Annotated in this window: 24 protein-coding genes and 1 tRNA gene; 15 read left to right on the plus strand and 10 right to left on the minus strand. The window is 69.7% G+C overall.

What is annotated here, in order from left to right:
- Positions 1–96 precede the first annotated feature (96 nt).
- On the plus strand, positions 97–2,091 hold the full coding sequence (locus QNJ12_RS08210) for a vWA domain-containing protein (protein WP_300621412.1): 1,995 nt from the start codon (positions 97–99) through the stop codon (positions 2,089–2,091).
- 28 nt (positions 2,092–2,119) lie between these two features.
- On the opposite strand, the gene QNJ12_RS08215 is transcribed toward QNJ12_RS08210, so the two are convergent.
- The 4 genes from QNJ12_RS08215 to QNJ12_RS08230 form a co-directional block, all read right to left on the minus strand.
- The gene (locus tag QNJ12_RS08215; protein WP_300621415.1) at positions 2,120–2,725 is read right to left on the minus strand and encodes a hypothetical protein; all 606 of its coding nucleotides are present in this window, start codon (positions 2,723–2,725) and stop codon (positions 2,120–2,122) included.
- Positions 2,726–3,032: 307 nt separating this feature from the next.
- Positions 3,033–3,398 carry a hypothetical protein gene (locus tag QNJ12_RS08220; RefSeq protein WP_300621418.1) on the minus strand — a complete coding sequence of 122 codons (366 nt, stop codon included), beginning with the start codon at positions 3,396–3,398 and terminating at the stop codon, positions 3,033–3,035.
- Positions 3,399–3,516: 118 nt separating this feature from the next.
- A complete protein-coding gene (locus tag QNJ12_RS08225) occupies positions 3,517–5,571 on the minus strand; it encodes a TIR domain-containing protein (RefSeq protein WP_300621421.1) in 2,055 nt (684 codons plus the stop codon).
- Positions 5,572–5,724: 153 nt separating this feature from the next.
- Positions 5,725–5,802: transfer RNA gene (locus tag QNJ12_RS08230), tRNA-Pro, on the minus strand.
- 115 nt (positions 5,803–5,917) lie between these two features.
- Here QNJ12_RS08230 and QNJ12_RS08235 point away from each other — a divergent pair.
- The 10 genes from QNJ12_RS08235 (at position 5,918) to QNJ12_RS08280 (ending at position 14,139) form a co-directional block, all read left to right on the plus strand.
- The gene (locus QNJ12_RS08235) at positions 5,918–6,463 is read left to right on the plus strand and encodes a DUF1269 domain-containing protein (RefSeq protein WP_300621424.1); all 546 of its coding nucleotides are present in this window, start codon (positions 5,918–5,920) and stop codon (positions 6,461–6,463) included.
- A complete protein-coding gene (locus tag QNJ12_RS08240; RefSeq protein WP_300621427.1) occupies positions 6,460–7,836 on the plus strand; it encodes a YncE family protein in 1,377 nt (458 codons plus the stop codon). The genes QNJ12_RS08235 and QNJ12_RS08240 overlap by 4 nt, the downstream gene beginning before the upstream one ends.
- A 58-nt stretch (positions 7,837–7,894) precedes the next feature.
- Positions 7,895–8,119, plus strand: a complete 225-nt coding sequence (locus QNJ12_RS08245; protein ID WP_300621430.1) for a hypothetical protein — start codon at positions 7,895–7,897, stop codon at positions 8,117–8,119.
- Positions 8,120–8,270: 151 nt separating this feature from the next.
- Positions 8,271–8,585 carry a hypothetical protein gene (locus QNJ12_RS08250; protein WP_300621433.1) on the plus strand — a complete coding sequence of 105 codons (315 nt, stop codon included), beginning with the start codon at positions 8,271–8,273 and terminating at the stop codon, positions 8,583–8,585.
- Positions 8,586–8,601: 16 nt separating this feature from the next.
- Positions 8,602–9,666 (plus strand): tRNA epoxyqueuosine(34) reductase QueG, encoded by a 1,065-nt coding sequence (queG, locus tag QNJ12_RS08255; protein ID WP_300621437.1) that lies wholly within the window; start codon positions 8,602–8,604, stop codon positions 9,664–9,666.
- Entirely contained in the window at positions 9,663–10,799 is a 1,137-nt protein-coding gene (locus tag QNJ12_RS08260) for a glycosyltransferase family 4 protein (RefSeq protein ID WP_300621440.1), read from the plus strand. Before queG ends, QNJ12_RS08260 begins: the two co-directional genes overlap by 4 nt.
- 112 nt (positions 10,800–10,911) lie before the next feature.
- Positions 10,912–11,418, plus strand: coding sequence for a hypothetical protein (locus QNJ12_RS08265; RefSeq protein ID WP_300621443.1), 507 nt, complete (start codon positions 10,912–10,914; stop codon positions 11,416–11,418).
- Positions 11,411–11,845, plus strand: coding sequence for an SRPBCC family protein (locus QNJ12_RS08270; protein WP_300621445.1), 435 nt, complete (start codon positions 11,411–11,413; stop codon positions 11,843–11,845). The genes QNJ12_RS08265 and QNJ12_RS08270 overlap by 8 nt, the downstream gene beginning before the upstream one ends.
- A 30-nt stretch (positions 11,846–11,875) precedes the next feature.
- Positions 11,876–12,820, plus strand: a complete 945-nt coding sequence (locus QNJ12_RS08275) for an ROK family protein (protein WP_300621468.1) — start codon at positions 11,876–11,878, stop codon at positions 12,818–12,820.
- Positions 12,817–14,139, plus strand: a complete 1,323-nt coding sequence (locus QNJ12_RS08280; protein WP_300621470.1) for an MFS transporter — start codon at positions 12,817–12,819, stop codon at positions 14,137–14,139. Before QNJ12_RS08275 ends, QNJ12_RS08280 begins: the two co-directional genes overlap by 4 nt.
- Here QNJ12_RS08280 and QNJ12_RS08285 read toward each other — a convergent pair.
- Complete coding sequence (locus QNJ12_RS08285; RefSeq protein ID WP_300621473.1) at positions 14,100–14,627, minus strand: inorganic diphosphatase; 528 nt, start codon at positions 14,625–14,627, stop codon at positions 14,100–14,102. The two genes, QNJ12_RS08280 and QNJ12_RS08285, sit on opposite strands and share 40 nt — an antisense overlap.
- 68 nt (positions 14,628–14,695) lie before the next feature.
- Here QNJ12_RS08285 and QNJ12_RS08290 point away from each other — a divergent pair, with 68 nt between their 5' ends.
- From QNJ12_RS08290 to QNJ12_RS08300, 3 genes are all read left to right on the plus strand, one after another.
- Entirely contained in the window at positions 14,696–15,901 is a 1,206-nt protein-coding gene (locus QNJ12_RS08290) for an aminotransferase class I/II-fold pyridoxal phosphate-dependent enzyme (RefSeq protein WP_300621476.1), read from the plus strand.
- Between the two features lie 90 nt (positions 15,902–15,991).
- Positions 15,992–16,609 carry a hypothetical protein gene (locus QNJ12_RS08295; protein ID WP_300621479.1) on the plus strand — a complete coding sequence of 206 codons (618 nt, stop codon included), beginning with the start codon at positions 15,992–15,994 and terminating at the stop codon, positions 16,607–16,609.
- Positions 16,610–16,709: 100 nt separating this feature from the next.
- Positions 16,710–17,513, plus strand: coding sequence for a class I SAM-dependent methyltransferase (locus tag QNJ12_RS08300; RefSeq protein WP_300621481.1), 804 nt, complete (start codon positions 16,710–16,712; stop codon positions 17,511–17,513).
- 10 nt (positions 17,514–17,523) lie between these two features.
- On the opposite strand, the gene glpK is transcribed toward QNJ12_RS08300, so the two are convergent.
- Together glpK and QNJ12_RS08310 are read right to left on the minus strand one after the other, a co-directional pair.
- Positions 17,524–19,026, minus strand: coding sequence for a glycerol kinase GlpK (glpK, locus tag QNJ12_RS08305; RefSeq protein ID WP_300621484.1), 1,503 nt, complete (start codon positions 19,024–19,026; stop codon positions 17,524–17,526).
- Between the two features lie 98 nt (positions 19,027–19,124).
- Positions 19,125–19,472 (minus strand): hypothetical protein, encoded by a 348-nt coding sequence (locus tag QNJ12_RS08310; RefSeq protein ID WP_300621487.1) that lies wholly within the window; start codon positions 19,470–19,472, stop codon positions 19,125–19,127.
- A 109-nt stretch (positions 19,473–19,581) separates the two neighbouring features.
- Between QNJ12_RS08310 and QNJ12_RS08315 the strand changes: the two genes are divergently transcribed.
- Positions 19,582–20,616: a 6-phosphofructokinase gene (locus QNJ12_RS08315; RefSeq protein ID WP_300621490.1), complete on the plus strand. Its 1,035-nt coding sequence runs from the start codon at positions 19,582–19,584 to the stop codon at positions 20,614–20,616.
- A gap of 64 nt (positions 20,617–20,680) precedes the next feature.
- Here QNJ12_RS08315 and QNJ12_RS08320 read toward each other — a convergent pair whose 3' ends face one another.
- From QNJ12_RS08320 to QNJ12_RS08330, 3 genes are all read right to left on the minus strand, one after another.
- Positions 20,681–21,256: a GerMN domain-containing protein gene (locus QNJ12_RS08320; protein ID WP_300621493.1), complete on the minus strand. Its 576-nt coding sequence runs from the start codon at positions 21,254–21,256 to the stop codon at positions 20,681–20,683.
- Positions 21,257–21,369: 113 nt separating this feature from the next.
- On the minus strand, positions 21,370–22,830 hold the full coding sequence (locus tag QNJ12_RS08325; RefSeq protein ID WP_300621496.1) for a sensor histidine kinase: 1,461 nt from the start codon (positions 22,828–22,830) through the stop codon (positions 21,370–21,372).
- A gap of 82 nt (positions 22,831–22,912) precedes the next feature.
- Positions 22,913–23,362, minus strand: a 450-nt coding sequence (locus tag QNJ12_RS08330) for a response regulator transcription factor (RefSeq protein ID WP_300621499.1), incomplete at its 5' end; no start/stop codon positions are given.

The raw sequence follows: 23,362 nt of genomic DNA on the forward strand, positions 1-23,362 counted from the left end.
GCGACTCGGGCGCGGAACCGGCCATGCCTCTTGCGTCTCGGGTCGAGCTCCCGTTTACTTGATGTACAAGCCGATGGCGGGTTGAGGGGTCAGACCATGGGAATCGGGCGGTATCGAGCGGGCAAGCTCGACCTGATCGTGTCGTTCAAGTTCTCCCCCACTGCGGCGGACCTCTCGAACTGGCTGGGGTGCTTCACAGCGGTGTCGGCGCACTTGCATGGCCTGACCGGAGGCACCGTTCAGCTCAGGAACCTCAGGTGGGTTGCGGACACCGCCGGCGTCCACGTCGCCGATGTGTACATCTCGGAGACCGCGCCCATCGGATCGTCGTCTCAGCACTCCATCTCCGGGCTGGGCTACGACCAGCACCTCGGGCAGCCGGATCTTCAGGTGACGCTGCCGAACTCCTGGTGGTCGCGGCAGAACGGCGTCACGCACGAGTTCATGCACTACCTGTTCGACCACGGCGACGAGTATGGCTCGAGCGATGTACCACCCAAGCCGGGCTGCCTCCAGGACATCGAGGGAACACCCCCCGACACGGCTTGCCTGCTGGAGAAGGAGGCGGCGAACGGGCTCTGCACCACGGCCGGCTCGGGTGCCGCCACCAGCCACATGAGCGCCGACGACGCGACGGGCGGTGACCAGCAGGTGTTCCACCAGATGTCCTGCCGAGACTGGCTGGACAACCTCCTGACGCCGCCGGGGCCGTACACCACTTCCGTCGCGCTTGGCAACGTCAGCTGGGTGCCGCTCGATTCACGGGCCCGCACCGTCTTGGTGCTCGATCGGTCGGGCTCGATGACCGGCGATCCGATCGCCGGGGTGCGCGACTCGGCGCACTATTGGCTCGACCACTCCAATGCGGTCGCCCAGACCGCAGTAGACGCCGGGAGGCCGGAGCGCCTGCTGGGCATGATCTCCTACAACACGACGCAGCAGGAGGTCCTCGCGCTCACCCAGTTGCCGCTCACGGCGGCGGACCTGACGACGGAGCTCACGAACATCCTCACCACCGGCGATCTGGACGCCGGCGGACTCACCAACATCGGCGGTTCGCTCGATGATGCGCGGGTGCGCATCCTGGGGCCGGTTCCACCCTCCGCCGCCCAGAGCCTCGTGGCATTGACCGACGGGTTGCACAACGACCCCAACGGACAGCCGCCGAGCGGTGCAGTGCTGGATCAGCTGGTGGACGATTGGGTCCGGGTGTTCACGCTGGGCTACTCCGATTCCGCCGACGCGAACACCCTCCAGAACATCGCCAAGGTCACCAAGGGGGAATACCTGCCCATGACTGGTGCGCCCGGCAGTCTTGGTGCGCACACGATCCTCGACGGCTTCGTCAAGGCAGCCGGCGACGATTCCAGCGGGTTCATCGTCCATCAGAGCGTCACGGTCGGCGCCGAGCCCGTTCGGATCGACGTGCCGGTCGAGCGAGGAGCCGACTACGTATCGTTCGTCGTGACCTACCTCCGTGGGGCACAGGTCGCACTGCAGGTCTTCGACGAGCACGACACACAACCCTCGGGGCCCTCGGTCATCCCGTCGAACTCGAGCGACGTCCCCTACGACTTCGTGGTCGTCGGTGCGCCCGAACCCGGCGACTGGTACATGCTGGTCTCGCCGGTACCGGGAGCTCCTCCGCCGGGCGACGTCACGGTGTGGGCGATTTCGGGCAACGGACACGTCTCGGTGGGTGTGAGCGGCCACCAGCAGGTGTACGAGTTGGATGAGCCGGTCGAGTTGCGGATCCGCGCACACCACCAGTTCGCGTTGAGCGGACTCGACGCGCCGACCGTCCGGTTCCCGGAGCTCGATCGCCAACCCGAGGCTCGCGCGGAGGAATCCCCGCCCGGTTCCGGCACCTACTTCGCCCGGATCGAAGGTCTGCCGGAGGGGTCACACCGCGCCGAGATCGTCGTCGAGAACGACGGCCGTGCGGTGTCGGTCGTCGACCCGACGCTCGAGCCGGACGGCGATCTGCCCGATGGTTCGCTCCCGTTCCGCCGTATCCGCACCGTTCACATCCACGTCGGACGGCTGGGCGAGGGCGAGGACACCGACCCTCGCGACGAAGCGTCGGTCTGAGGTCGGCCCCGGGCTTCGTGCCCGATCGTCAGGTCGACGTGTAGTCGATCGACAACGGGTGTCGGGTCGACCCGAACGACACGCCATGGACGGGGAGCGGCCCACACTGGTCGACGACCGTGCCGTCCGCGGCGAACTCGGTGATGGCGAACGCCGCGACGGGCACGTCGCCCGGCTGCGGTCCGCCCCCCGGCACCTCGCTGTATCCCCCGGTGAAGAGGTCGGAGCAGTTGACATGGAGCGGACCGGAGAGCGCAGCGCCCGGTGTGGTCCCCACATCGATCGAGGTGTCGTTGGAGGCGCCCTCAACGACGACGTCGCTCTGGCCGGCAACGCAGGCACCGAAGTAGAACGTGAAGGAGAAGCGGCCGCCTTCGTACGGGTGGCCGGGATCGATCTGCGGGAGCACGAGACAGTTCGTCGACTCGCCTTGCCGAACCCCCCACGTCTTGCCGGAGTCGATGTCGAGTGAGATCGAATGCTGCCCCGGCGTGGCATCTGCGGTGATCGGACCGACGACGCACGACGCCGAGGCGCCCGGTCCGACTGGTGCCGACGCCGAGCAGATCGTGCCGCCGAGATCTGCGGACGTGATGGCGAACGACCGGAGCTCACCGATGTCGAGGTTCGTCACGATGAGGCGCACCCAGAACGAGCTACCCGCAGCGACCGTGGGCGCCGGCTGCGTGTCGTCGGGCGGTGGCTGCGGTCCCGAAGGCGACCAAGGCCCCGAGGCCGACGGGCCGATCGCGACGAAGAGATCGAAGCTGGGTGTCGGCCCGCGGTTGAAGCTGAATGTGTCGGTCCGGATCGTGGTGGCGAAGGGTGCCGTCGTGGTCGTGGTGGTCGTCGTCGAAGTCGAGCTCGTGGTCGTGCTGGTCGTCGAAGTCGAGCTCGTGGTCGTCGTCGTCGACGTCGACGCGGTGGTGCTCGTCGAGGAGCTACCAGTCGTCGGAGGCGTTGACGATGTGGTCGTGGCCGTCGTGGTGGCAGAGCCAGTACCTGGACGCTTCGTCGTCACGGTGACCGGTTGGCTCGTCGTGGGGCCTGCTGATTCGACCTGTGTCGTGGTCAACGACGTCGACGCCACCGAGCTGGATGTCACGGAGCCGGGTGTCGCGGAGCTCGATGTCGCGGAGCTCGACGAGGTCGACGTGGACCGCCCGGGCGCGGTATCGCTCGAGCCATCCTCCGATGCGCTCGTGCTGCGCGTGGTCGAGTCGGTCGAGGTGTCGGTCGACTCGGAGGCGAGGTCGTCGTCGGTCCCGGAACTGCAGGCCGCGATCACGAGCGCAGCGAGCACGCACCCGCCTGCCCAAGCCCGTGCCCCCATGTCAGGTCCCTTCGTCTTACGATTCCAGCGTGTCAGGCCGGGATCTTCGATTCCAGGGGTTTCTGGCGGTTCTCGTCAGCACCATCCTGAGATCACAGCTCGGAGCAGTCGGTCGGCGGGCTCTCCGGCCGGAGCTCCACCGCCATCGCGTACTCCCGTCGTGCGGCGGCTTCGTCGTCGAGTCGACACTCGTACAGCGTTGCTCGCGCTCGGTGGAACGACGCCTTGCGGGCGTCGTCGATCGCGAGATCGAGCGCCGCGGCGTACTCGTCCAGAGCCAGTCGGTCCTCACCCAGCTGAGTCGCTGCGAAGGCTGTTAGCTGGTGAGCCTCAGAGGCGAGGTCGCGTAGACGAGGGTCGGTCGTCACGCCCAGTGCGGTGATCTCGCCGAGCACGACTTCCAGACCTTCCATCGACGCCCGGAGATCTGAGGCCGACGTCTCGCCGCGACAGAGGTCTGCGCGCGCAACGCCCAGACCTGCCCGAAGGTTGAGATACGACTTCGGTGGCGCGGCGAGCTCGCTGATCATTCGAAACGAATCGGCCGTTGCCTCCAGGCGATCGTCGCTGGTCGGGACGCTTCCGCAGGCCAACTGGAACTCGATCTCGGTGATCCCGAACTGTGCGCGCGGGTAGTCCGGGTCGATCTCCAGTGCGCGCTCGTAGGCCTCCCGAGCAGCGTCGAGGTCGCCCTGGGTGCCCGCTACGTTGCCGATCAGCTGGAGGATCACGGTGCGGCCGTCGTCGCCGATCCAGTTCGCTTCGGCATCCTCCAGGAACGCGCTCGCGGTATCGAAGTCGAACGTGGTGTAGTAGCTCAGTCCGATCATCAGGTCGGCGAGCGCTTCGGCCTGCGGCACCATCGTGTCGACGACACGGCGTTGTACGGTGATGGGATCGGCTGATGGAATCGTCGAGGACGCAAGGACGTACACGCCAGCGATCTCCTCCGCGTTCTGCGCGTTGCGTGCCGAGACGAGCAGTTCGGCGGAGAACTCGCTGAATCCCCCGATGTTCGTGACGGTGCCGTAGAGCACGGCGTCGGCGGCCAATCGTTCCGCTAGTCGAGTTGCCTGCTCGGCCCGTTCGGTCGACGTGTCGCCCGCGATGACGCCGACGTCGGCCGGGGCAGCCATGGCGAGATCGAGATCATTGTCGGCAAGGGCGGACCGGATGCCGTCGAAGACCGCATCCGCCAACACCAATCCGAGATCGGATTGGTCGGACGTGGTGGCGATCTCGGCGACGGCGATGTTGAATGCCCCCTCGAGCCGGCCGAGCTGGAGATCTACGAACACGGTCGCCGAGGCCGTTGCCCCTTCGCCGTCGATCGCCGTCACGGTGAAGCTGTCGGTGCCGCGGGCCGAGGCTGGTGCCTCGTACTCGAGGCGTGTCCCGTCGACTGCGATTTCTGCACCGAGCGCTGACCGAGCGTCCGTCGACCAGCGGATAGCGCCGTCCGAGTCGTCGGTGGCCCACTCGGCGATCTCGAATTCGGCACCGACGCCGGCCGTCGCCTCCAAGCTGCCGGGCAGTTGGATGAGCGGTGCCGCATTGACGTCGCCGTCGGTTGCGCGTTCGAGGAGCAGTGCGCCGCCGACCACTGCAGCGAACGCAACAACAAGCCAGACGACCAGGGGGACACCGAGTGGCCGACGCCGGCCCCCGATCGTCTTGATGAGATGTTTGACGTCGTCATCGAATCGATCGACCCGGATGGACCGTGCCTGTCTGCCGGGGAGATCGCGAAGGCCGGCGGGGAGGGCGTCAGAGTCGGGCATCGCTGCCCCGCCGACGGTGACGGGAATCACGCGCACGTCGCGATCGAGCGAGCTCTCGATCTCTCGCCGTACCCAGTCGTCCGGGGCGTCGATGCGGCGTGAACCGTCGGGCTCCGATGCAAGCCAATCGGGTCCGATGACCGCAAGCACGACCTCGGCTCGATCGAGCGTCGCCGTCAGCCGTTCGGCGAAGTCGTCTCCGGCTCGGATCGTCTCATGATCGAGAAAGAGCGTGCCGCGGCCGTAGTAGCGCTGGAGTTGGTCGAGCAGTCGACCGGCATGCCCGCCCGTGTCGGCGCGCCGGTAGCTGATGAAGACCTGTGGCGCAGAGAGACCAAGGGCCATCCTGAGCCGTTTGAGCCTCACTCAGCATCATGATAGGCACCGGCTACCGCGCAAGCGTGTCGTCGAGCGGGTCGCACGTCAACGACCCGCCGTCGAGGTCTCGGCCGCGAGATTCCGGGGGAGGGTGCTCGACCCACGCGGTCGAGCGCCGCGCGGATCCACGCTGCCTGCAAGTGGTCGGGATGGCCGGATTCGAACCGGCGACCCCCTGCTCCCAAAGCAGGTGCGCTAGCCAGGCTGCGCCACATCCCGTGGTCCGGCTCGGCCGGACGGGTCGCAGCCTACCGGCGCGGTCCGATCGGGGCGTGGCGAGTTGCTCGGCCGGTTGCGGGCGCGATCGGCGGGCCGAATGCGTCATGCTGGTGGTGTGAGCGACTTCCCGCCACCCGGCGTCTCGCACGGCGGGCCGATCCTGATCGGGCTGTCCTTCCGCGACGCGTTCCGCGCCCAGGAGTTCCTGACGGCGATGCGGCGGCTCTCGAGCATCGGTTCGCTCCGGCTGCGCGACGCGGTGCTGGTCAGCAAGGACGCGTCGGGCGAGGTGCGCGTCCGCGAGACGATCGACCCGCAGCCGGGCCGGTCCGCCCTGTCCGGGGCGGTGTGGACCGGTCTGCTCGGCCTGCTCGTCGGTGGGCCGGTCGGGTGGATCGCGGGGCTGGGCGTCGGTGCAGGTGCCGGTGCGATCACGGCGAAGGTCGTCGACCTCGGCGTGCCCGACGAGTGGGTCGACTGGTTCCGCGAGGCCGTCGCCGAGGGGACGAGCACGATGGTGATCCTCGCCGAGGACGTCGATCTCGCTGCGCTGCGCGACGAGGCGAAGCGGTTCGCCGGCGCCGACCTCGTGCACAGCACGTTGCCCGAAGCCTCGCTCGACGAGCTACGGCGGGCCCTCGAACCGGAAGGGGATGCGTGACCGGCAGGCCGCGCGACCGGACGCACCACGCCTACATCCGGGGTGAACGGGCGTCCGGGCGCTTCGCCCGTGTCGACAGTCGAGTCGTCATCTTCGGGTCGCTGTTCCTGGTGGCTGCCGTGCTGGTCGTCCTCGCGGCAGCCGAAGGTTCGCCCGACGACGCACTGGCCACGACGGTCGAGAGCTCCGAGCAGGACGGCGCTCCGGTGGTCGCCGGGACCGGCCCCACGGGCGACGGCGGGGCCGTGGCCGGCGACGACGCCGCGGTCGCCGGCGACACCGCAGGGGCAACCATCCCGAGCACGACCACGAGCACGACCACGACGACGACCACCACCCTTCCGCTGGTGCCCGACGACGGCAAGACGTCGAGCGAGCGACGGCTCGTCGACGCGTTCACGGTGTGGGACGACGACCTGCAGCCCAAGAGCATCGTCGCGTCCGGAGACGGGCTGTTCTTCGCCCAGAACATGATGTACCGCCACAACGTGGCCATCTACGACCGCTCGGGCAACGAGGTGGCGGTGATCCCCGACGAGGTCGACCTGTCGGCGTTCGGGATCGCCGGGGGAGGGACTGCCCAGGGCTCGCCGGTCGAGGCGGCGTTCACCCCCGACGGCCGGTTCGTCTACGTGTCGAACTACAAGATGTTCGGCGACGGCTACAACCCGGTCGCCGACGACGACTGCGACCGCGGGGATTGGGACGACAGCTTCGTCTACAAGATCGACGTCGGCCGGTTCGAGATCGTCGAGGTGATCCCAACCGGCGCCGTGCCGAAGTACCTCGCCGTGTCGCCCGACGGGTCGCGGCTCGTCGTGTCGAACTGGTGCGGTTTCGACGTGTCGGTCATCGACACCACCAGCGACTCCGAGCTCGGTCGCGTCGACGTCGGCCGCCATCCGCGCGGCGTCGCCATCACCAGCGATTCGCGGTTCGCCTACGTGACCGTGATGGGCGAGGCCCGGATCGACGTCGTCGACCTGCAGTCGCTGAACGTCGTCAACTCGATCGACGACGCGGCGGGCACCACCCCGCGCCACATCCTGCTGTCCGACGACGACCGCTACCTGTACGTCTCGAACCACCGCATGAACTCGGTGCGCAAGATCGACCTCAGCGTCGGGGCGGTCGATGGCATCGCCAGCACCGGTACCCAGACACGAACGATGGCGCTCGCCGACGACGGCGAGAGCCTCTACGTCGTGAACTACCAGGACGGCACGGTCAGCAAGGTCCGCACCAGCGACATGGAGATCCTGCAGACGGTCTACTCGGGCGTTCGCCCCGTCGGCATCACGTACGACCCCGAGACCCGTCAGGTCTGGGTCGCCAACTACGCCGGCAGCCTCCGCGTCTTCAACGACGAGTGACCGCGCGGCGTGCGCCATCTCATCATCTCTGCGACACCCCGTCGTCAGGATGGGCGACATGACCAACCGCCGCATCACCATCTCGTGCGACGACTGCTCGATGCAGTGCACGGCGACCTGCGACGACTGCGTCGTGTCGTTCGTCCTGCGCGACGAGCCCGGCGAGGAGGCACCGATGGTGCTCGACCTCGAACAAGCCCGCGTCGTGCGCCTGTTCAGCCACGCCGGCCTCGTCCCCGACCTGAAGTACGACGTCGCCGGGCACGGCCGGTTCGCGGGTTGACGCCCGGGCCCCGGCCACGGCCGCCGACTGGGTCGTCGACACGCACCGACCGGAATCTGGGCCCGCGTGTCGAATCACGTGACCGTCGTCCGTCTCTTGTCTGACGGCGTCGCCGTCGACTCGACAACGGTCAAGGAGAAGGAGGCCTGACATGGCCAAGTACGTGTTCACCTACCACGGCGGTGCCGGCATGGCGGAGGATCCCGAGGAGATCGCCCGGGTGATGGAGGCGTGGGGCGCCTGGTTCGCCACCATGGGCGACGCCGTCGTCGACGGCGGCAACCCGGTCGGCGCCACCAAGACCGTCGCCGCCGACGGTTCGGTCACCGACGGTAGCGGCGCCGAGGTCGGCGGCTACTCGATCATCAGCGCCGACAGCATCCACGACGCGGTCGCGCACGCCAAGGGCTGCCCCGTCCTCGAGGGCGGCGGCCGCGTCGAGGTGCACGAAGCCATCGACATGTGACCCGTACGCTGGCGGGGTGCGGCAGCCCGAACCACCCCCGAGCTGGGACGAGATCGTCGATCTCGGTGCCCGGTTCGGCATCCCCCATCTGGGTGTCGCCCCCGCCGGCGTGCTCGAACGTGCTCGTGCCGCGCTGCACGAGCGCAAGGCCGCCGGCCTACACGCCGGCATGAACTTCACGTATCGCAACCCCGACCGTTCGACCGACCCACGGCGTGCCGTCGAGGGCGCTCGGTCGATCATCGTCGCCGCCCGCCCGTACCGGGCCACCGACGAGCCCGGCCGTCCCGCCGGCACGCAGGCCCGCATCGGTCGGTATGCCTGGGTCGACCACTACGCCCCGCTCCGAGTCGGGCTCCGGGAGATCGCCAGGCGCCTCAAGCGCGCCGGTGAGCGAGCCGTCGCCTTCGCCGACGACAACGCCGTCGTCGACCGCGAGGTCGCCCACCTCGGCGGCCTCGGCTGGTTCGGCAAGAACGCGAACATCCTGCTGCCGGGTGCCGGCAGCTACTTCGTGCTCGGCTCGATCATCACGACCGCGGAGTACCCGGCGAGCCGGCCGGTCGAGGACGGCTGTGGTACCTGCCGGCGCTGCCTCGACGGGTGTCCGACCGGTGCGATCGTCGCGCCCGGCGTGGTCGACGCGAACCGGTGCCTCGCGTGGCTCGTGCAGCAACCGGGCACGTTCCCGGTCGAGTTCCGCGAGGCGCTCGACGACCGGCTCTACGGCTGCGACGACTGCCAGGAGGTCTGCCCGCCCACCATCCGGCTCGGCGAGCGCCACCGCATCGCCCTCGGCGACGACTCGTCCCAGCCGACGGTGCGTGCGTGGGTCGACGTGCTCGATCTGCTCGAGTCCGACGACGACGAGCTGCTCGCGCGCCACGGTCACTGGTACATCGCCGGCCGGAACCCGGCGTGGCTGCGCCGGAACGCCCTGATCGTCCTCGGCAACCGCGGTGACGCCGGCGACGAGCGGACACGGCGCGTGCTGCACGAGTATCGGGCCCACACCCATCCGATCCTGCGCGAGCACGCCGACTGGGCGGCCGGTCGCCTCGGGCTGCTGTCGGTCCCGTGAAGCACCTCCTCGTCACGAACGACTTCCCGCCGAAGATCGGAGGCATCCAATCGCTGCTCTGGGAGTGGTGGCGCCGCCTGCCCCCGGAACGGTTCGCAGTGCTGACCAGCCCGCACCACGGTGCCGACGAATTCGACCGCGAGCAGCCGTTCCGGATCGAGCGCATCCCCGAACCCGTGCTGCTCCCGCATCCGCTGATGGTCCGCCGCGTCGACTCGCTGGCCCGGGAGATCGGGGCCGACCTCGTCGTGCTCGACCCGGCCGTGCCGCTCGGGCTGATCGGACCCTCGGTGGCGTTGCCCTACGACGTCGTGCTGCACGGCGCCGAGGTCACCGTGCCAGGTCGGCTGCCGGGCACCAAGCAGGGCCTCGCACATGTGCTGCGCAACGCACGCCACGTGATCGCAGCCGGGCAGTACCCGGCCGCCGAAGCGAACCGAGCGGCCGGGCGCGAGCTGCCGACCACCGTCGTGCCCCCGGGCGTCGACACCGACCGGTTCCGCCCGCTCGGCGACGGCGAGCGTGCCGCGGCCCGCCGCGACCTCGGCCTGCCGGTCGACGGCCGGCTCATCGTCGGCGTGTCCCGGCTCGTGCCGCGGAAGGGATTCGACACTGCGATCCGCGCCGTGGCGCGACTGCGCCATCGGTACCCCGACCTGGTGCTGGCCATCGCCGGGAAGGGGCGCGACGACGGTCGCCTGCGTCGCCTCGCCGCCGAGCTCGACGCGCCGGTCACGTTCCTCGGCCGCGTCGGCCACGACGATCTTCCACGTCTCTACGGGTGTGCCGACGTCTTCACGATGCTGTGCCGCAATCGATGGGGCGGCCTCGAGCAGGAGGGCTTCGGCATCGTCTTCGTCGAGGCGGCCGCGTGCGGGGTCCCGCAGGTGGCCGGTGACAGCGGCGGCGCGGCCGAGGCCGTCGCCGACGGCGAGACCGGCCTGGTGATCGAGCAGCCGGGCGACGAGACCGCGGTCGCCAGAGCCGCCGACGCGTTCTCACAGCTGCTCGACGACCCGGCCGAGCGCGCGCACATGGCTGCCGCGTCACGGCGGCGGGCCGAGCGCGAGTTCTCCTACGACGTCCTCGCGGCCCGCCTCGCCGCCGCCCTCGACATCGACGGCATCGACTGACGACTCGATCGACGCACTGATCGACGCACCGATCGACGCACCGCCGTCGGGCCGGCGGGCCGGAACACGGTTCGCGGTGACGCGGCGGCCCCGGTGCTCGTAGCCTGGCGGAGTGACCGAACGAGCGGCACCGGCGGGCGACTGGATCGTCCGGGGCAACCTCGCCGCCACCGCGCTGTTCGCCGTCACCGCGTCCTATGCGGCAGTCGTCTTCAACACGCCGTCGCAGTGGATCGGCGCAGTCACCGCGATGGTGCTGTTCGCCGTCGGCGTCGTCGCGTTCCTCTGGTCGTACTGGAGCGCAGTCCAGCGCAGCCGTTCACACCAGATCGCCGTCAGCCAGCTGTACGTGCTGCTCGGTCCCGCGATCCCCGCGCCGGTCCGCAGGGTCATGAACGTGACCCTGCTGGCCCAGTTCGTCATCGCGATCGCCACGACGCTGGCTCGGCCGAACGGTCCCGACGGCAATCCCGGCTCGTCGCTTGCGGTCGGTTTCCTCGTGCCGATGCTCGGTTTCGGCCTCAACGGCCTGTGGGCCTCGGCCCACGGCAACTTCGCGACGCGCACCGACGTCCCCACTTCAAACAGCGAAATCAGGCAGAATGCAGACCATGGCTGAGACCGCCACCGAGTCCATCACCATCGCTGCGCCCCCCGATCGGGTCTGGGCCATCGCGATCGACCTCGAGGCGTACCCGGTCTGGACACACGACGTGAAGGACGTCGTGATCACCCACCGCGACGAGGAGGGTCGGCCGAGCACGGTCGAGTTCCGGACGTCGGCGCTCGGCCGCAGCACCCACTACACGCTCGCCTACGACTACTCCGACGCGCCGAACGCCCTCGCCTGGAGCATGATCAAGGGCGACATCCAGCGATCGATCGACGGCGCCTTCCGGTTCGAACCCACCGGCAACGGCCAGACCCACGTGCACTACGACCTCGCGATCGAGCTGGTCGTCCCGCTGCCCGGCTTCGTGAAGCGCCGCGCCGAGCGCCGCATCCTCAACGCCATCAAGGAACTCAAGGCGTTCGCCGAGGCGTGATGCTCGCCGAGGTGTGATGGAGCTGCCCCGATGAGCGTGGGGCGCAGCGTCGGCATCGACGTCGGCGGCACGAAGTGCCTCGGCGTCGTGCTCACCGACGACGGCACGGTCGTCACCGAGGACCGACGGCCGACGCCGCGCGGTCCGGGCAGCCTGCCGGCCCTGATCGAGACGCTCGCCGAGCTCGCCGAGTCGCTCGGCCCGTACGACCACCTCGGCGTCGGGGTGCCCGGCCTCGTCACGCGCTCCGGTGTGCTCCGTGCCGCCCCCAACCTCGACGGCGTCGCCGAGTTCGACGTCGCCGGTTTGCTCGGCGAGCGGATGGGTCATCCGGTCCAGGTCGACAACGACGCCACCGGTGCGGCGCTCGCCGAGTGGCGGTTCGGCGCCGGCCGGGGCGCGACCGACATGGTGCTGGTCACGCTGGGCACCGGCATCGGTGGAGGCCTCGTGGCGGGCGGTCAGCTCCAGCGCGGCAACCACGGCTTCACCGGGGAGTACGGCCACATGGTCGTCGATCCGGACGGACCGCCCTGTCCGTGTGGGCGCCGCGGCTGCTGGGAGCGGTACGCGTCGGGTTCAGGGCTCGCACGGCTGGCGCGCGAAGCGGCCGTCGGGCGTCGCGTCAGCCGCGTGCTCGAGATCGCCGGCGGCGACCCCGAGGCGGTCCGCGGCGAGATGGTCCAGCAGGCCGCCCGCGAGGGCGACGCCGACTCGATCGCCGTCATCGACGACTTCGGCCGCTGGGTGGCGCTCGGGTTGGTCAACCTCACCAACGCGCTCGACCCCGAGATGTTCGTGCTGGGGGGCGGGCTCGCAGCCGGCGCCGACCTGTACCTCGATCCGATCCGCACGTGGTTCCGCGAGCTGATCTACCAACCCGAGCTGCGCCCGATGCCGCGGGTCGCGTTCGCGGAATGGGGTGAGCAGGCGGGCGCGGTCGGCGCTGCGCTCCTCCACACGGTGCACGGATGAGGGCGCCCGGCGTCCGCCGTGACGCCCTGCTGCCCCTCTATCTCGTCAGTCTGATCGGCGCGCTCGGCTTCTCGATCGTCCTGCCGTTCCTCGTGTTCCTGATCGAAGAGTTCGGCGGCAACGCGTTCGTGTACGGCCTGGTCGGCGCGACCTATCCTGCCTTCCAGTTCGTCGGCGCGCCGGTGCTCGGTCGGTGGTCCGACCGGATGGGGCGGCGCAAGGTGCTCCTCATCAGCCAGCTCGGCACGCTGGCCTCGTGGGTGTTGTTCGCGATCGCCCTCTTCCTGCCCGTCGACGCGATCACCGACGTGTCCATGCCCGTGCTCGGCGACTTCACGCTCACCGTGCCGCTGCTGGTCGTGTTCGTCGCTCGAGCCGTCGACGGGCTGACCGGCGGGAACGTGTCGGTCGCGAACGCCTACGTCGCCGACGTGTCGACCGAGGACACCCGCGCCCGCAACTTCGGCCGCATGGGCGTCGCGTTCAGCACCGGCATGATCGGCGGCCCCGCCCTGGCGAGTGTCCTGGGAGTGATCAGCACGAGCACGAAGCTCCCCGTGTTCGCGGCGATGTTGATCGCCGCGGTCACCGCCGTGATCATCTACGTCGCCCTGCCGGAGTCGTCGCCGTGCACCGGTGACCTCACCAGCCCCGAGGTCTCGGCGTTCGTCGTCCAGGGCCGGGAACACCGGGACTGCCACTACGCCGCCCAGGCCGCCGAGGTCGACAAGGAGGCACCCCTCGCGCAGACCGGCGTGCGCTTCACGCTCGGTCTGCAGTTCGCGATCCTGCTGGCGTTCAACCTCTACTACGCAGCGTTCCCGGTGTACGCGGCGACCGAGCTCGACTGGTCGGTGCAGGACGTCGGGCTCTACTTCTCGATCCTGGCGGGGTTGCTCGTCGTCGTCGAGGGGCCCGTGCTGTCGCGCGTGTCGAAGCGGTTCACCGAGTGGCAGCTCGTCGTCGCCGGGTTGGTCGTCATGGCGGTGCACTTCCTGGTGCTGATGGTCGCGGAGGGCAACCAGGTGTACGCGGCCACGGCGCTCTTTGCGATCGGCAACGGCATCATGTGGCCGTCGGTGTCGTCGTTCCTGTCCAGCTTGGCGAGCGCTCCGACGCAGGGCACGGTGCAGGGCTTCGCCGGGAGCGTGTCGAGCCTCGCCAGCATCGTGGGCCTGCTGATCGGCGGCGCGATCTTCACGAGCCTCGAGGGCGGCGTGTTCGGGTTGTCCGGCGTGGTGATGTTCTTCAGCGCACTCCTGGCGGTGCACCTGCGGAGCTACTCGTCGGCGGTGCCTCGGGCCCCGGTGGCGGCGTAGTTGGCGACCGCAAGCTCGATCTCTCCCCACGCCGCGTCCTTCCCGCCCACCCCTGCGGTCGACGAGTGCTTGTTGGGTTCGAGCGCCTTGTACACCTCGAAGAAGTGCTGGATCTCGGCTCGGAGCTGCGGCGTCAGGTCGTCGATGTCGTCGACGTCGGCCCAGCGCGGCTCGTGCGGCGGCACGCAGATCAGCTTGGCGTCCTCGCCCGCCTCGTCGCGCATGTACAGCACGCCGACGGGGCGCGCCTCGACCCAGACACCGGGGTACACCGGGTCCTCCAGCAGCACGAGCGCGTCGAGCGGGTCGCCGTCGCCGGCGAGCGTGTCGGGTACGAAGCCGTAGTCGGCCGGGTAGGTCGTGGCCGTGAAGAGCCTGCGATCGAGGAACACGCGACCACCTTCGTGGTCGATCTCGTACTTGTTCCGGCTCCCGCGAGGGATCTCGATCACCACGAAGATGCACCCATCGGCCGGCTGTGCGCTCATCGCCGCATCATACGATTCGCACGAATCCGTCCCAGGCTGCCCGGCTCCGGCCAGGTAGCGTCGGGGCCATGGAGTTCCGACGGATCACGAATCTGCCGCCGTACGTGTTCACGATCATCAACAACCTGAAGGTCGAAGCACGGCGAGCAGGCAACGACGTGATCGACCTCGGCTTCGGCAACCCCGACATCCCCTCGCCCGACATCGCCGTGGCGAAGCTCGCCGAGGCGGCACAGAATCCGCGCAACCACCGGTACTCGCTCAGCCGCGGGCTGCCGAAGCTCCGCGAGGCGGTGGCCGGCTACTACAAGCAGACCTGGGATGTCGACCTCGACCCCGAGCTCGAGATCACCAACACGATCGGGTCCAAGGAGGGGTTCAGCCACCTGATGTGGGTGCTGCTCGACCACGACGACGCGGCGATCGTGCCGAGCCCGAGCTACCCGATCCACATGTACGGCCCGCTGTTCGCCGGCGCCGACCTGCGGCAGGTGCCGATGCGTGGCCTCAGCCACCCCGAGGCCCGCGACAACTTCGCCGAGGACTTCTTCGACAACCTCCACACCGCGTACGACGTCGGCTGGCCGAAGCCGCGCGTGCTCGTCATCTCGTTCCCGCACAACCCGACCGGTGCCAGCGTCGACCTCGACTTCATGCAGCGCGTCGTCGACTTCTGCCGCGACCGCGACATGATCGTCGTCCACGACTTCGCGTACGCCGACATCGGCTTCGACGGCGTGCAACCGCCGAGCATCCTCCAGGCCGAGGGCGCGAAGGAGGTCGCCGTCGAGCAGTACTCGATGACGAAGAGCTTCTCGATGGCCGGTTGGCGGTGTGCGTTCATGCTCGGCAACGCCGAGGTCGTGCAGGCGCTGGTCAAGCTGAAGAGCTACCTCGACTACGGCATGTTCCAGCCGGTGCAGATCGCGGCGACCGTCACCATCAACGAGGCGTCGGAGTTCCCCAAGGAGGTCTGCGCCACGTACGAGAGCCGTTGCGACACCTTGATCGACGGGCTCGAACGCATCGGCTGGCACGTGCCCAAGCCGGGGGGCTCGATGTTCGTGTGGGCGCCGATCCCCGAGGCGTACGCCGAGATGGACTCCGTCGAGTTCTGCTCGATGGTCGTCGAGGAGTGCGACGTCGCGCTGTCGCCGGGCGTCGGGTTCGGACCCGGCGGCGAGGGCTACGCACGATTCGCGCTGATCGAGAACGAGAAGCGGATCCAGCAGGCCATCCGCAACCTCCGGCGCGGCCTGACCAAGCTCGGCTGACCGACCGCCGACCTGGTGGGGCTCCCGCGCCCCGACACAGTTCACACCGCCGACATGACCGCGCAACACGCCATCCCTAGCCTCGAACCGGTGCACACCGTGGTCGTTCGCGTCTGGTTGCCGGACCGGCCGGGCGCGCTCGGGCAGGTGGCGAGCCGGATCGGTGCCGTGAAGGGCGACCTGCTGTCCATCGAGATCCTCGAGGTCGGCGGCGGCAAGGTCATCGACGAGCTCGTCGTCGCGCTGCCCGATCCCGATCTCGTCGACCTCATGATCGCCGAGGTGCACGCCATCGACGGCGTGTCGGTCGAGCACGTCCGCCCGGTCGGCGGCGACCACAGCGACGGTGGCCTGCTCGCGCTGGCCCTGGCGGCCGAGCTCGCCGAGACCGACGACGCCGAGCGGATGACCGCCGCGGTCGCCAGCGTCGCCCGCCTGACCGACGGCGCGTGGGCCATGGTGGTACGCGGCGACGATGTGCTGGCCTCCTACGGCGACGCACCCGATCCCGACTGGGTGATGTCGCTGCTGGCCGGCACCCGGCACCTCGGCGACCCGATGGTGGCGTCGAGCGACATGTTCTGGGCCGATCTGCCGACGTCGGGGATGTGGCTCGCGGCCGGACGCGACGGCAGGACCGTTCACGAGCGCGAGCGGGTCCGCCTCGACCTGTTCGCACGCATCGCCGACGCACTCTTCGCCACCTGAACCGGCGTCGTCGTCAGCCGCCTTCGGTCGCCTCGATCGGGGCGAAATCGGCCGACCGGGGGTCCGGACGGACGGTACTGTCGCCCCGGGAGGTGGCGACATGTCGGACGTTCCATCGCACTACACGCAAGCGGGCGGGATCCTCGAGCGGATCCTGACGGGACTGGGTGACGCCGGGCTCGATCGCGAGCGCTTCGACCACCGCTCTGTCGCCGGCGCGGACGAGTTCCATCTCGGTGGCCCGGCGGCGACCGCCGAAGTGGTGGCCGCCGCCGGCATCACGGCCGGACACAGCGTCCTCGACGTCGGCTGCGGGATCGGAGGACCGGCACGCCACATGGCGAGCGCGGCGGAGTGTGTCGTTCATGGCGTCGACGTGACCCCGGAGTTCGTCGACGTCGCGGCGGAGCTCAGTCGGCGTGCCGGCCTCGGCGAGGTCACGACGTTCGAGCTCGGCGACGCGACCGAGCTCCGTGCAGCCGACGAGTCCTATGACGTCGTCACCGTCCTGCACGTCGGTATGAACGTCGCCGACAAGGCGCTGATGTTCGACGAGATGGCGCGCGTCGTCAGGCCGGGCGGCGCCGTCGCCGTGTACGACATCATGCAGATCGGGGATGGCGAGATCGACTACCCGGTGCCGTGGTCGACGACCGCGACGACGAGCCATCTCGAGTCGCCGGATGGGTATCGAGCGCAGTTCGAGCGCTGTCGGCTGACCGTCGAGACGACGGTCGAGCAGACCGAGCTCGTGCGAGCGGCAATCTCGCGTGCGACGGAGTCACCACCGCCCGTGAATCTCAGCCACCTGATGGGCGACGGATTCACCGAGATGTTCGGCAACCTCTTCGCGGCCATGAGTGCCGGCACCGTCGCCCCGGTGTTGATGGTCGGCCGGCGGTGACCGGCCTCGGTCAGCTCGTCGCCTGATCGGCGCTCGCCCACCCACGGGATCGTTCGACGGCGCGCAGCCACTGCGCGTGCAGCACGTCGGCGACGGTGCGATCGGGCTCGGGTTCGAACGTCGCGTCGAGCTGCCAGGTGGCCTGGATCGCGTCGAGGTCGGGCCAGACGCCTTCGGCGAGACCGGCGAGGAACGCGGCGCCGAGCGCCGTGGTCTCTTGGTCGGCCGGGCGATGCACGGTGACGCCGAGTTGGTCGGCCTGCATCTGCAGCATCAGGTCCATCACCGAGGCGCCGCCGTCGACGCGCAGGTCGATGATCGGAGTGCCGCTCGCGGCGACCATCGCGTCGACCACGTCGCGGGTCTGGTACGTCATCGACTCGACGACGGCCCTGGTGAGGTGGGCCCGCGTCGTACCCCGTGTGATGCCGACGATCGTGCCGCGTGCGTAGGGGTCCCACCACGGCGAACCGAGCCCGGCGAACGCCGGTACCACGAACACCCCGCCCGAGTCGTCGACGCTGGCCGCCAGCGGGCCGGTCTCGGCGGCGTCGTCGATGATGTTGATGCCGTCGCGCAGCCACTGGATGGCGGCGCCGGTCACGAAGATCGCCCCCTCGAGCGCGTACGCCACCGTGCCGTCGGCGAGCTCCCATGCGATCGTCGTGAGCATGCCCTCGGTCGGCGGCGGGCAGGTGTCGCCGACGTTGAGGAGGACGAAGCTGCCGGTGCCGTAGGTGTTCTTCGCCATGCCCGGCTCGAAGCACGCCTGACCGAAGAGCGCGGCCTGTTGGTCGCCGGCGACGCCGCTGACCGGGATGCCGCCGGGCGCGCCACAGGCCTCGGAGGTGACCCCGAAACGGCCGCTGGAGGGCCGGACCTCGGGCAGTGACTCGATCGGCACGTGCAGCAGCTCGCACATCTCGGGGCTCCACCGGCGGGCGACGATGTCGTACAGCATCGTGCGGCTCGCATTGGTGACGTCGGTGACGAACGCCTCGCCGCCGGTCAGGTTCCAGATCAACCAGGTGTCGATGGTCCCGAGCGCCAGGTCGTCGTCGACCGGGATATTGCGTTCACGCAGCAGCCACTCGAACTTCGTGCCGCTGAAGTACGGGTCGAGCACCAGGCCGGTGGTGCGCCGCACGAGATCGAGGTGCCCGCCGGCCTCGAGCTCGTCGCAGCGCGCAGCGGTTCTGCGGTCCTGCCAGACGATCGCCGTGCCGAAGGGCTCACCGGTCGAGCGGTTCCATGCGACCACCGTCTCACGCTGGTTGGTGATCCCGATCGCGGCCACCCGTTCGAGGCCGACCTGCCCGATGACCTCGTCGAGCGTCCCGACGACGGCCTCCCAGATCTCGGCGGCGTCGTGTTCGACCCAACCCGGCTGCGGGTAGTGCTGGGTGAACTCGCGGTACGAGGCGACGGTCGGCTGGTCGTCGACGAACACCGCTCGGCTACGGACGCCGGTGGTACCGGCATCGATGGCGATCACACACTGGTCGGTACTCACGGCTCCGACCGTAACGCGGCGCCCGAGTCAGGCGCCGGTTCGCCGTGGCCGGCAGGGAGTCCAGGTCGTGCCCGAGGCCGGCGTGCGACGACGGCGCGTCAACGCCGGCGCTTCCGGTTGCCGCCGGGGCGTCGATGACCACCACCCGTGCGCTTCGTCGGAGCGGGTTTCGGCCGAGGTCCTGGTGCCGAGGTGGCCTCGGCGCGCGCCGGCTCGGCACGTGGCGTCCGCATCTCGCGCAGCGTCTTGCGCTGGTACCCGAACTTGGCGAGGACGTATCCCAGCGCGAGGTAGAGCGGTCCGCTCGCGAACAGGCCGGCGAAGATGCCGATCAGCGGCCGGTCGCGCATGAACAGCAGGAAGACCACCGCCATGATGGCCACGTAGACGAGCCACTCGCGGGTCAGGCGCTGCCACGGTACGGGTCGAGAGCTGTCCCAGGCCACGAGCCGTTCCTACCAGCTCGTCGCCGCAAACGGACCCACCGGCCGCCGTGGCGCGCGGGAATCGCGGTCTGCAAGCGTTTGCAGCGGGTGGCCAATAGGATCCTCCGCCGTGCGAGTCGGCGTGCTGACCGGTGGTGGCGACTGCCCCGGGCTCAACGCAGTGTTGCGCGCCGTGGTGCGCAAGGGCGAGCGCTTCCACGGCGACGAGATCGTCGGCTTCGAGGACGCCTGGGACGGGGTCATGGAGCGACGAACGATGCCGTTGACCGTCGAGTCGATGCGGGGCCTGTTGCCGCGCGGCGGCACGGTGCTCGGCACCCGGCGGGGGAGTCCGTACGACATCGAGGACGGCGTCGACCGCGTCCAGGCGACGATGTCCGACATGGGCATCGACGGATTGATCGTCGTCGGCGGCAACGGATCGCTCAGCGTCGCCAGCAAGCTGTTCACCGACTGCGGATTGCCGGTCGTCGGCGTGCCGAAGACCATCGACAACGACATCGAGGGGACCGAGGTCACGTTCGGGTTCAACACCGCTGTGCAGATCGCGACCGACGCCATCGATCGACTGCACACCACGGCCGAGAGCCACGTCCGGGTGATGGTCGTCGAGGTCATGGGCCGTCACGCCGGCTGGATCGCGACCCATGCCGGGATCGCCGGCGGTGCGACGGCCGTGCTCGTCCCCGAGCGGCCGTTCGACATCGACGAGGTGTGCGACCGCTTGGTGCGCCGTCAACAGCGTGGCCGGTACGCGTCGATCGTGGTGGTCGCCGAGGGTGCGCTGCCCCGCGAGGGCACGATCGAGCTCGCCGATCGCGAGGTCGACCGGTTCGGTCACATCCGGCTCGGCGGCATCGGCCACCTGGTGGCGGGCGCGATCAACGAGCGCACCGGGTTCGAGACCCGGCCCGTGCTGCTCGGCCACGTGCAGCGTGGTGGGACGCCGACCGCGTACGACCGTGTGCTCTCGACGCGGTTCGGCGTGGCAGCCATCGACGCCGTGCACGACGAGGCCTGGGGGCAGATGGTCGCGATCCGTGCCGATCAGATCGTCAGGACCCCCCTCGAGGACGTGATCGGGCGGACGCGAACCGTCGATCTGGCGCTCTTCGACGGCGTCGCCCAGGTCTTCTCCGCCTGAGCCGGTCGGGGTCAGCCGACCGTTCGCGGCGCCGTCGGCGCCGAGCCGGATCGTCAGCGCGTCGTCAGACGCCCGAGGGCAGGCCGGGGTAGTCGGGCTGCGCCGTGCGGACGAGGCCGGGGTAGTCATAGGTCCGGAGCGCTCCGGTCGTCGTCTCCCCATTCGCCTTCGGCCACGAGAGGCTCTCGCCGTCGACCGTCAGCTGCACCGCCTCGATGCCGTCGAGCTCGGTGGCCGTGTACACGACCTGGGCGAGCGCCTGCACGAGGCTGTCACCGGTGAGCTCGGAGATCTCGGAGCTGACGTCGAGGAACAGGAACGAGCCGCGCGATCGTGCCGGCTGCAGCAGGCGCGTGCCCGACGGGATGACCGTGGAGAACTGGGTCTCGATCTCGGCCTCGTTCGGGCCGAGCAGGAGGATCTCCATCAGCGTCAGGCCGGCGACTGCCTCGCGGGGCACGGATCGCAGCAGGCCGTCCTCGCCCGGCCCGACGAGGTAGATGCGGTCGGCGCCTTCGGCGTCGGCGCCGACCGGGACGCCGGCGACGGCGATGATGCGCTCGTCCTCGGCCAGGTCGCGAGGCTCGGCATCAGGGCTGATGCCGCAGCCCGTGCCCACCAGCGCCACGGCACACGCCACGAGGGCGAGCGTCGAGGCCGGGCGGAGGCGGAGCCCTCGCCGCGGCAGTACCGATGGGGCTCGGTGCGGCGAGCGCGCGACGGCCGTCGTCGAAGCCGGCTCGGTGCGACGTCTCATTCGTCGATCTCCTCGGCCATCAGCTCGATCACGAAGCGGGCACCGGGTTCACCGTCGGCGCGGTCCTCGACCCAGACCCGGCCGCCGTGCATCCGGACGTGTTCGTCGACGAGCGACAGTCCCAGCCCCGCGCCGTCACTGCCCGCTCGGCGCCCGGCGACGCCGCCGCGGGCGAATCGCTCGAACACGAGGTCGCGTTCGTGGTCGGGGACGCCGGCGCCGCGGTCCTCGACCACGATGCGGATCCTGCTCACCGGTTCGCTGTCGGGGTCGACCACCTCGATCGACACCTCGGGTTCGCCGCCACCGTGGATGCGGGCGTTGTCGATCAGGTTGGCGACGACGCGCGCCAACCGGCGTCGATCGCCGTTGATGAGCACCGCCTCGGCTCGCGGTGCCACCGTGACCGGCGTGTCGGGCTCGCTGCTCACCGCGACGGCCTGGCGGACGAACTCGGCCGCGAGCAGTTCTTCGAGGTTGAGGCGCACCGCCCCGGCGTCGAACCGGCTGATCTCGAGCAGGTCCCCGACGAGGCCCTGGAAGCGGGTGACGTCGCTCTTCAGCAGGTCGAGCGCGGCCTGGGCCCGCTCGGGCATCTCGTCGCGGCGGGCGTCCATGACCTCGACCGACGCCGACAGGGTCATCAGCGGCGAGCGCAACTCGTGGCTCACATCGGACGCGAACCGACCGTCGCGCTCGATGCGTTCCTGGAGCGCCGAGGCCATGTCGTTGAACGAGTTGGCCAGCACACTCAGATCGGGGTCCTCGGTGGGTTCGAGGCGGGTGTCGAGCCGCCCGCTGGCGAAGGACTTGGCGGCTTGGGCCGCCACGCCGACCGGGCGAACCGCGCGCCTCGCGGCGAACGAGCCGGCGAGCACACCCAGCGCGGTCGTGATCAGGGTGCCGAGGACGAGCGAGAGCTGCACGGACTGCAGGGTGTCGCTGACCTCTTCGAGGCTGAAGAACTCGAAGTACGCGGTCTCGGCATCGAGCAGGAAGCCGACCACGATGTTCGGCTCGGAGTCGACCTCGACGATCATCCGGGAGGCGATGCCCTCGTTGATCACCCGGTCGATCAACTGCTGCGGCACCTCGTTCTCGTTGTACCCGGGGCGGGCCGAACGCCAGGTGTTCGCATACCAGATCAGCGGGCGCTGCACGCCGAAGCCCTCGAGCCGGTCCATCGCCGGCTGTGCGTTGGCCGGGCTGCTGCGAAGGGCCTCGATCACGATCGTGCCGCTCAGCCGAGCTGCCTCCTTCGCGGCCTCGTCGCGCTGCTGGAGCACGCTCGAGCGGGCGAGACCGTACGTGATGAACGCCAGCAGCACGGACAGCATCAGCGCGCCGAGCGTGAACATCAGCAGGATGCGGCGGCGCAGGCCCCACTTGCGCTTGGACGGCCGCGACGCCTCGGCCGGCGTGTCGGCGGTCGTTTGCTCGTCGGTGACCTTGCTCATGGTCGGAGCCTCGGCTCGTGGTTCACGGCGTGAACCACACGTTCACGGCGTGCGCCGGCCGTTCATGTCGTGAGCGGGTCGTTCACGTCTGGAGGCGGTACCCGAGGCCACGCACGGTGACGACGTGGCGCGGGTTGGCCGGGTCCTGCTCGACCTTGGTGCGGAGGCGCCGAACGTGCACGTCGACCAGCCGGCCATCGCCGAAGTAGTCGTACCCCCAGACCTTGTCGAGCAGCGACTCGCGACTGAACACCTTGCCCGGGTTCTCGGCGAGCTCGCACAGCAGGCGGAACTCGGTCTTGGTGAGATGGACCTCCTCGCCGCCCCGCAGGACCTTGCCCTCCTCGGGGATCAGCTCGAGGTCGCCGAACACGAGCCGGGCATGGGCGGGCGACGACGGGCGGATCCGGCGCAGCAGCGCTCTGATCCGCGCCGACAGCTCCTTGGCGGCGAACGGCTTGGTCAGGTAGTCGTCGGCACCCGCTTCGAGGCCGGCGACGATGTCGTGGGTGTCGTTGCGGGCGGTGACCAT

The organism is Ilumatobacter sp., assembly GCF_030065885.1.
In the GTDB taxonomy this organism is placed as follows: Bacteria; Actinomycetota; Acidimicrobiia; order Acidimicrobiales; family Ilumatobacteraceae; genus Ilumatobacter.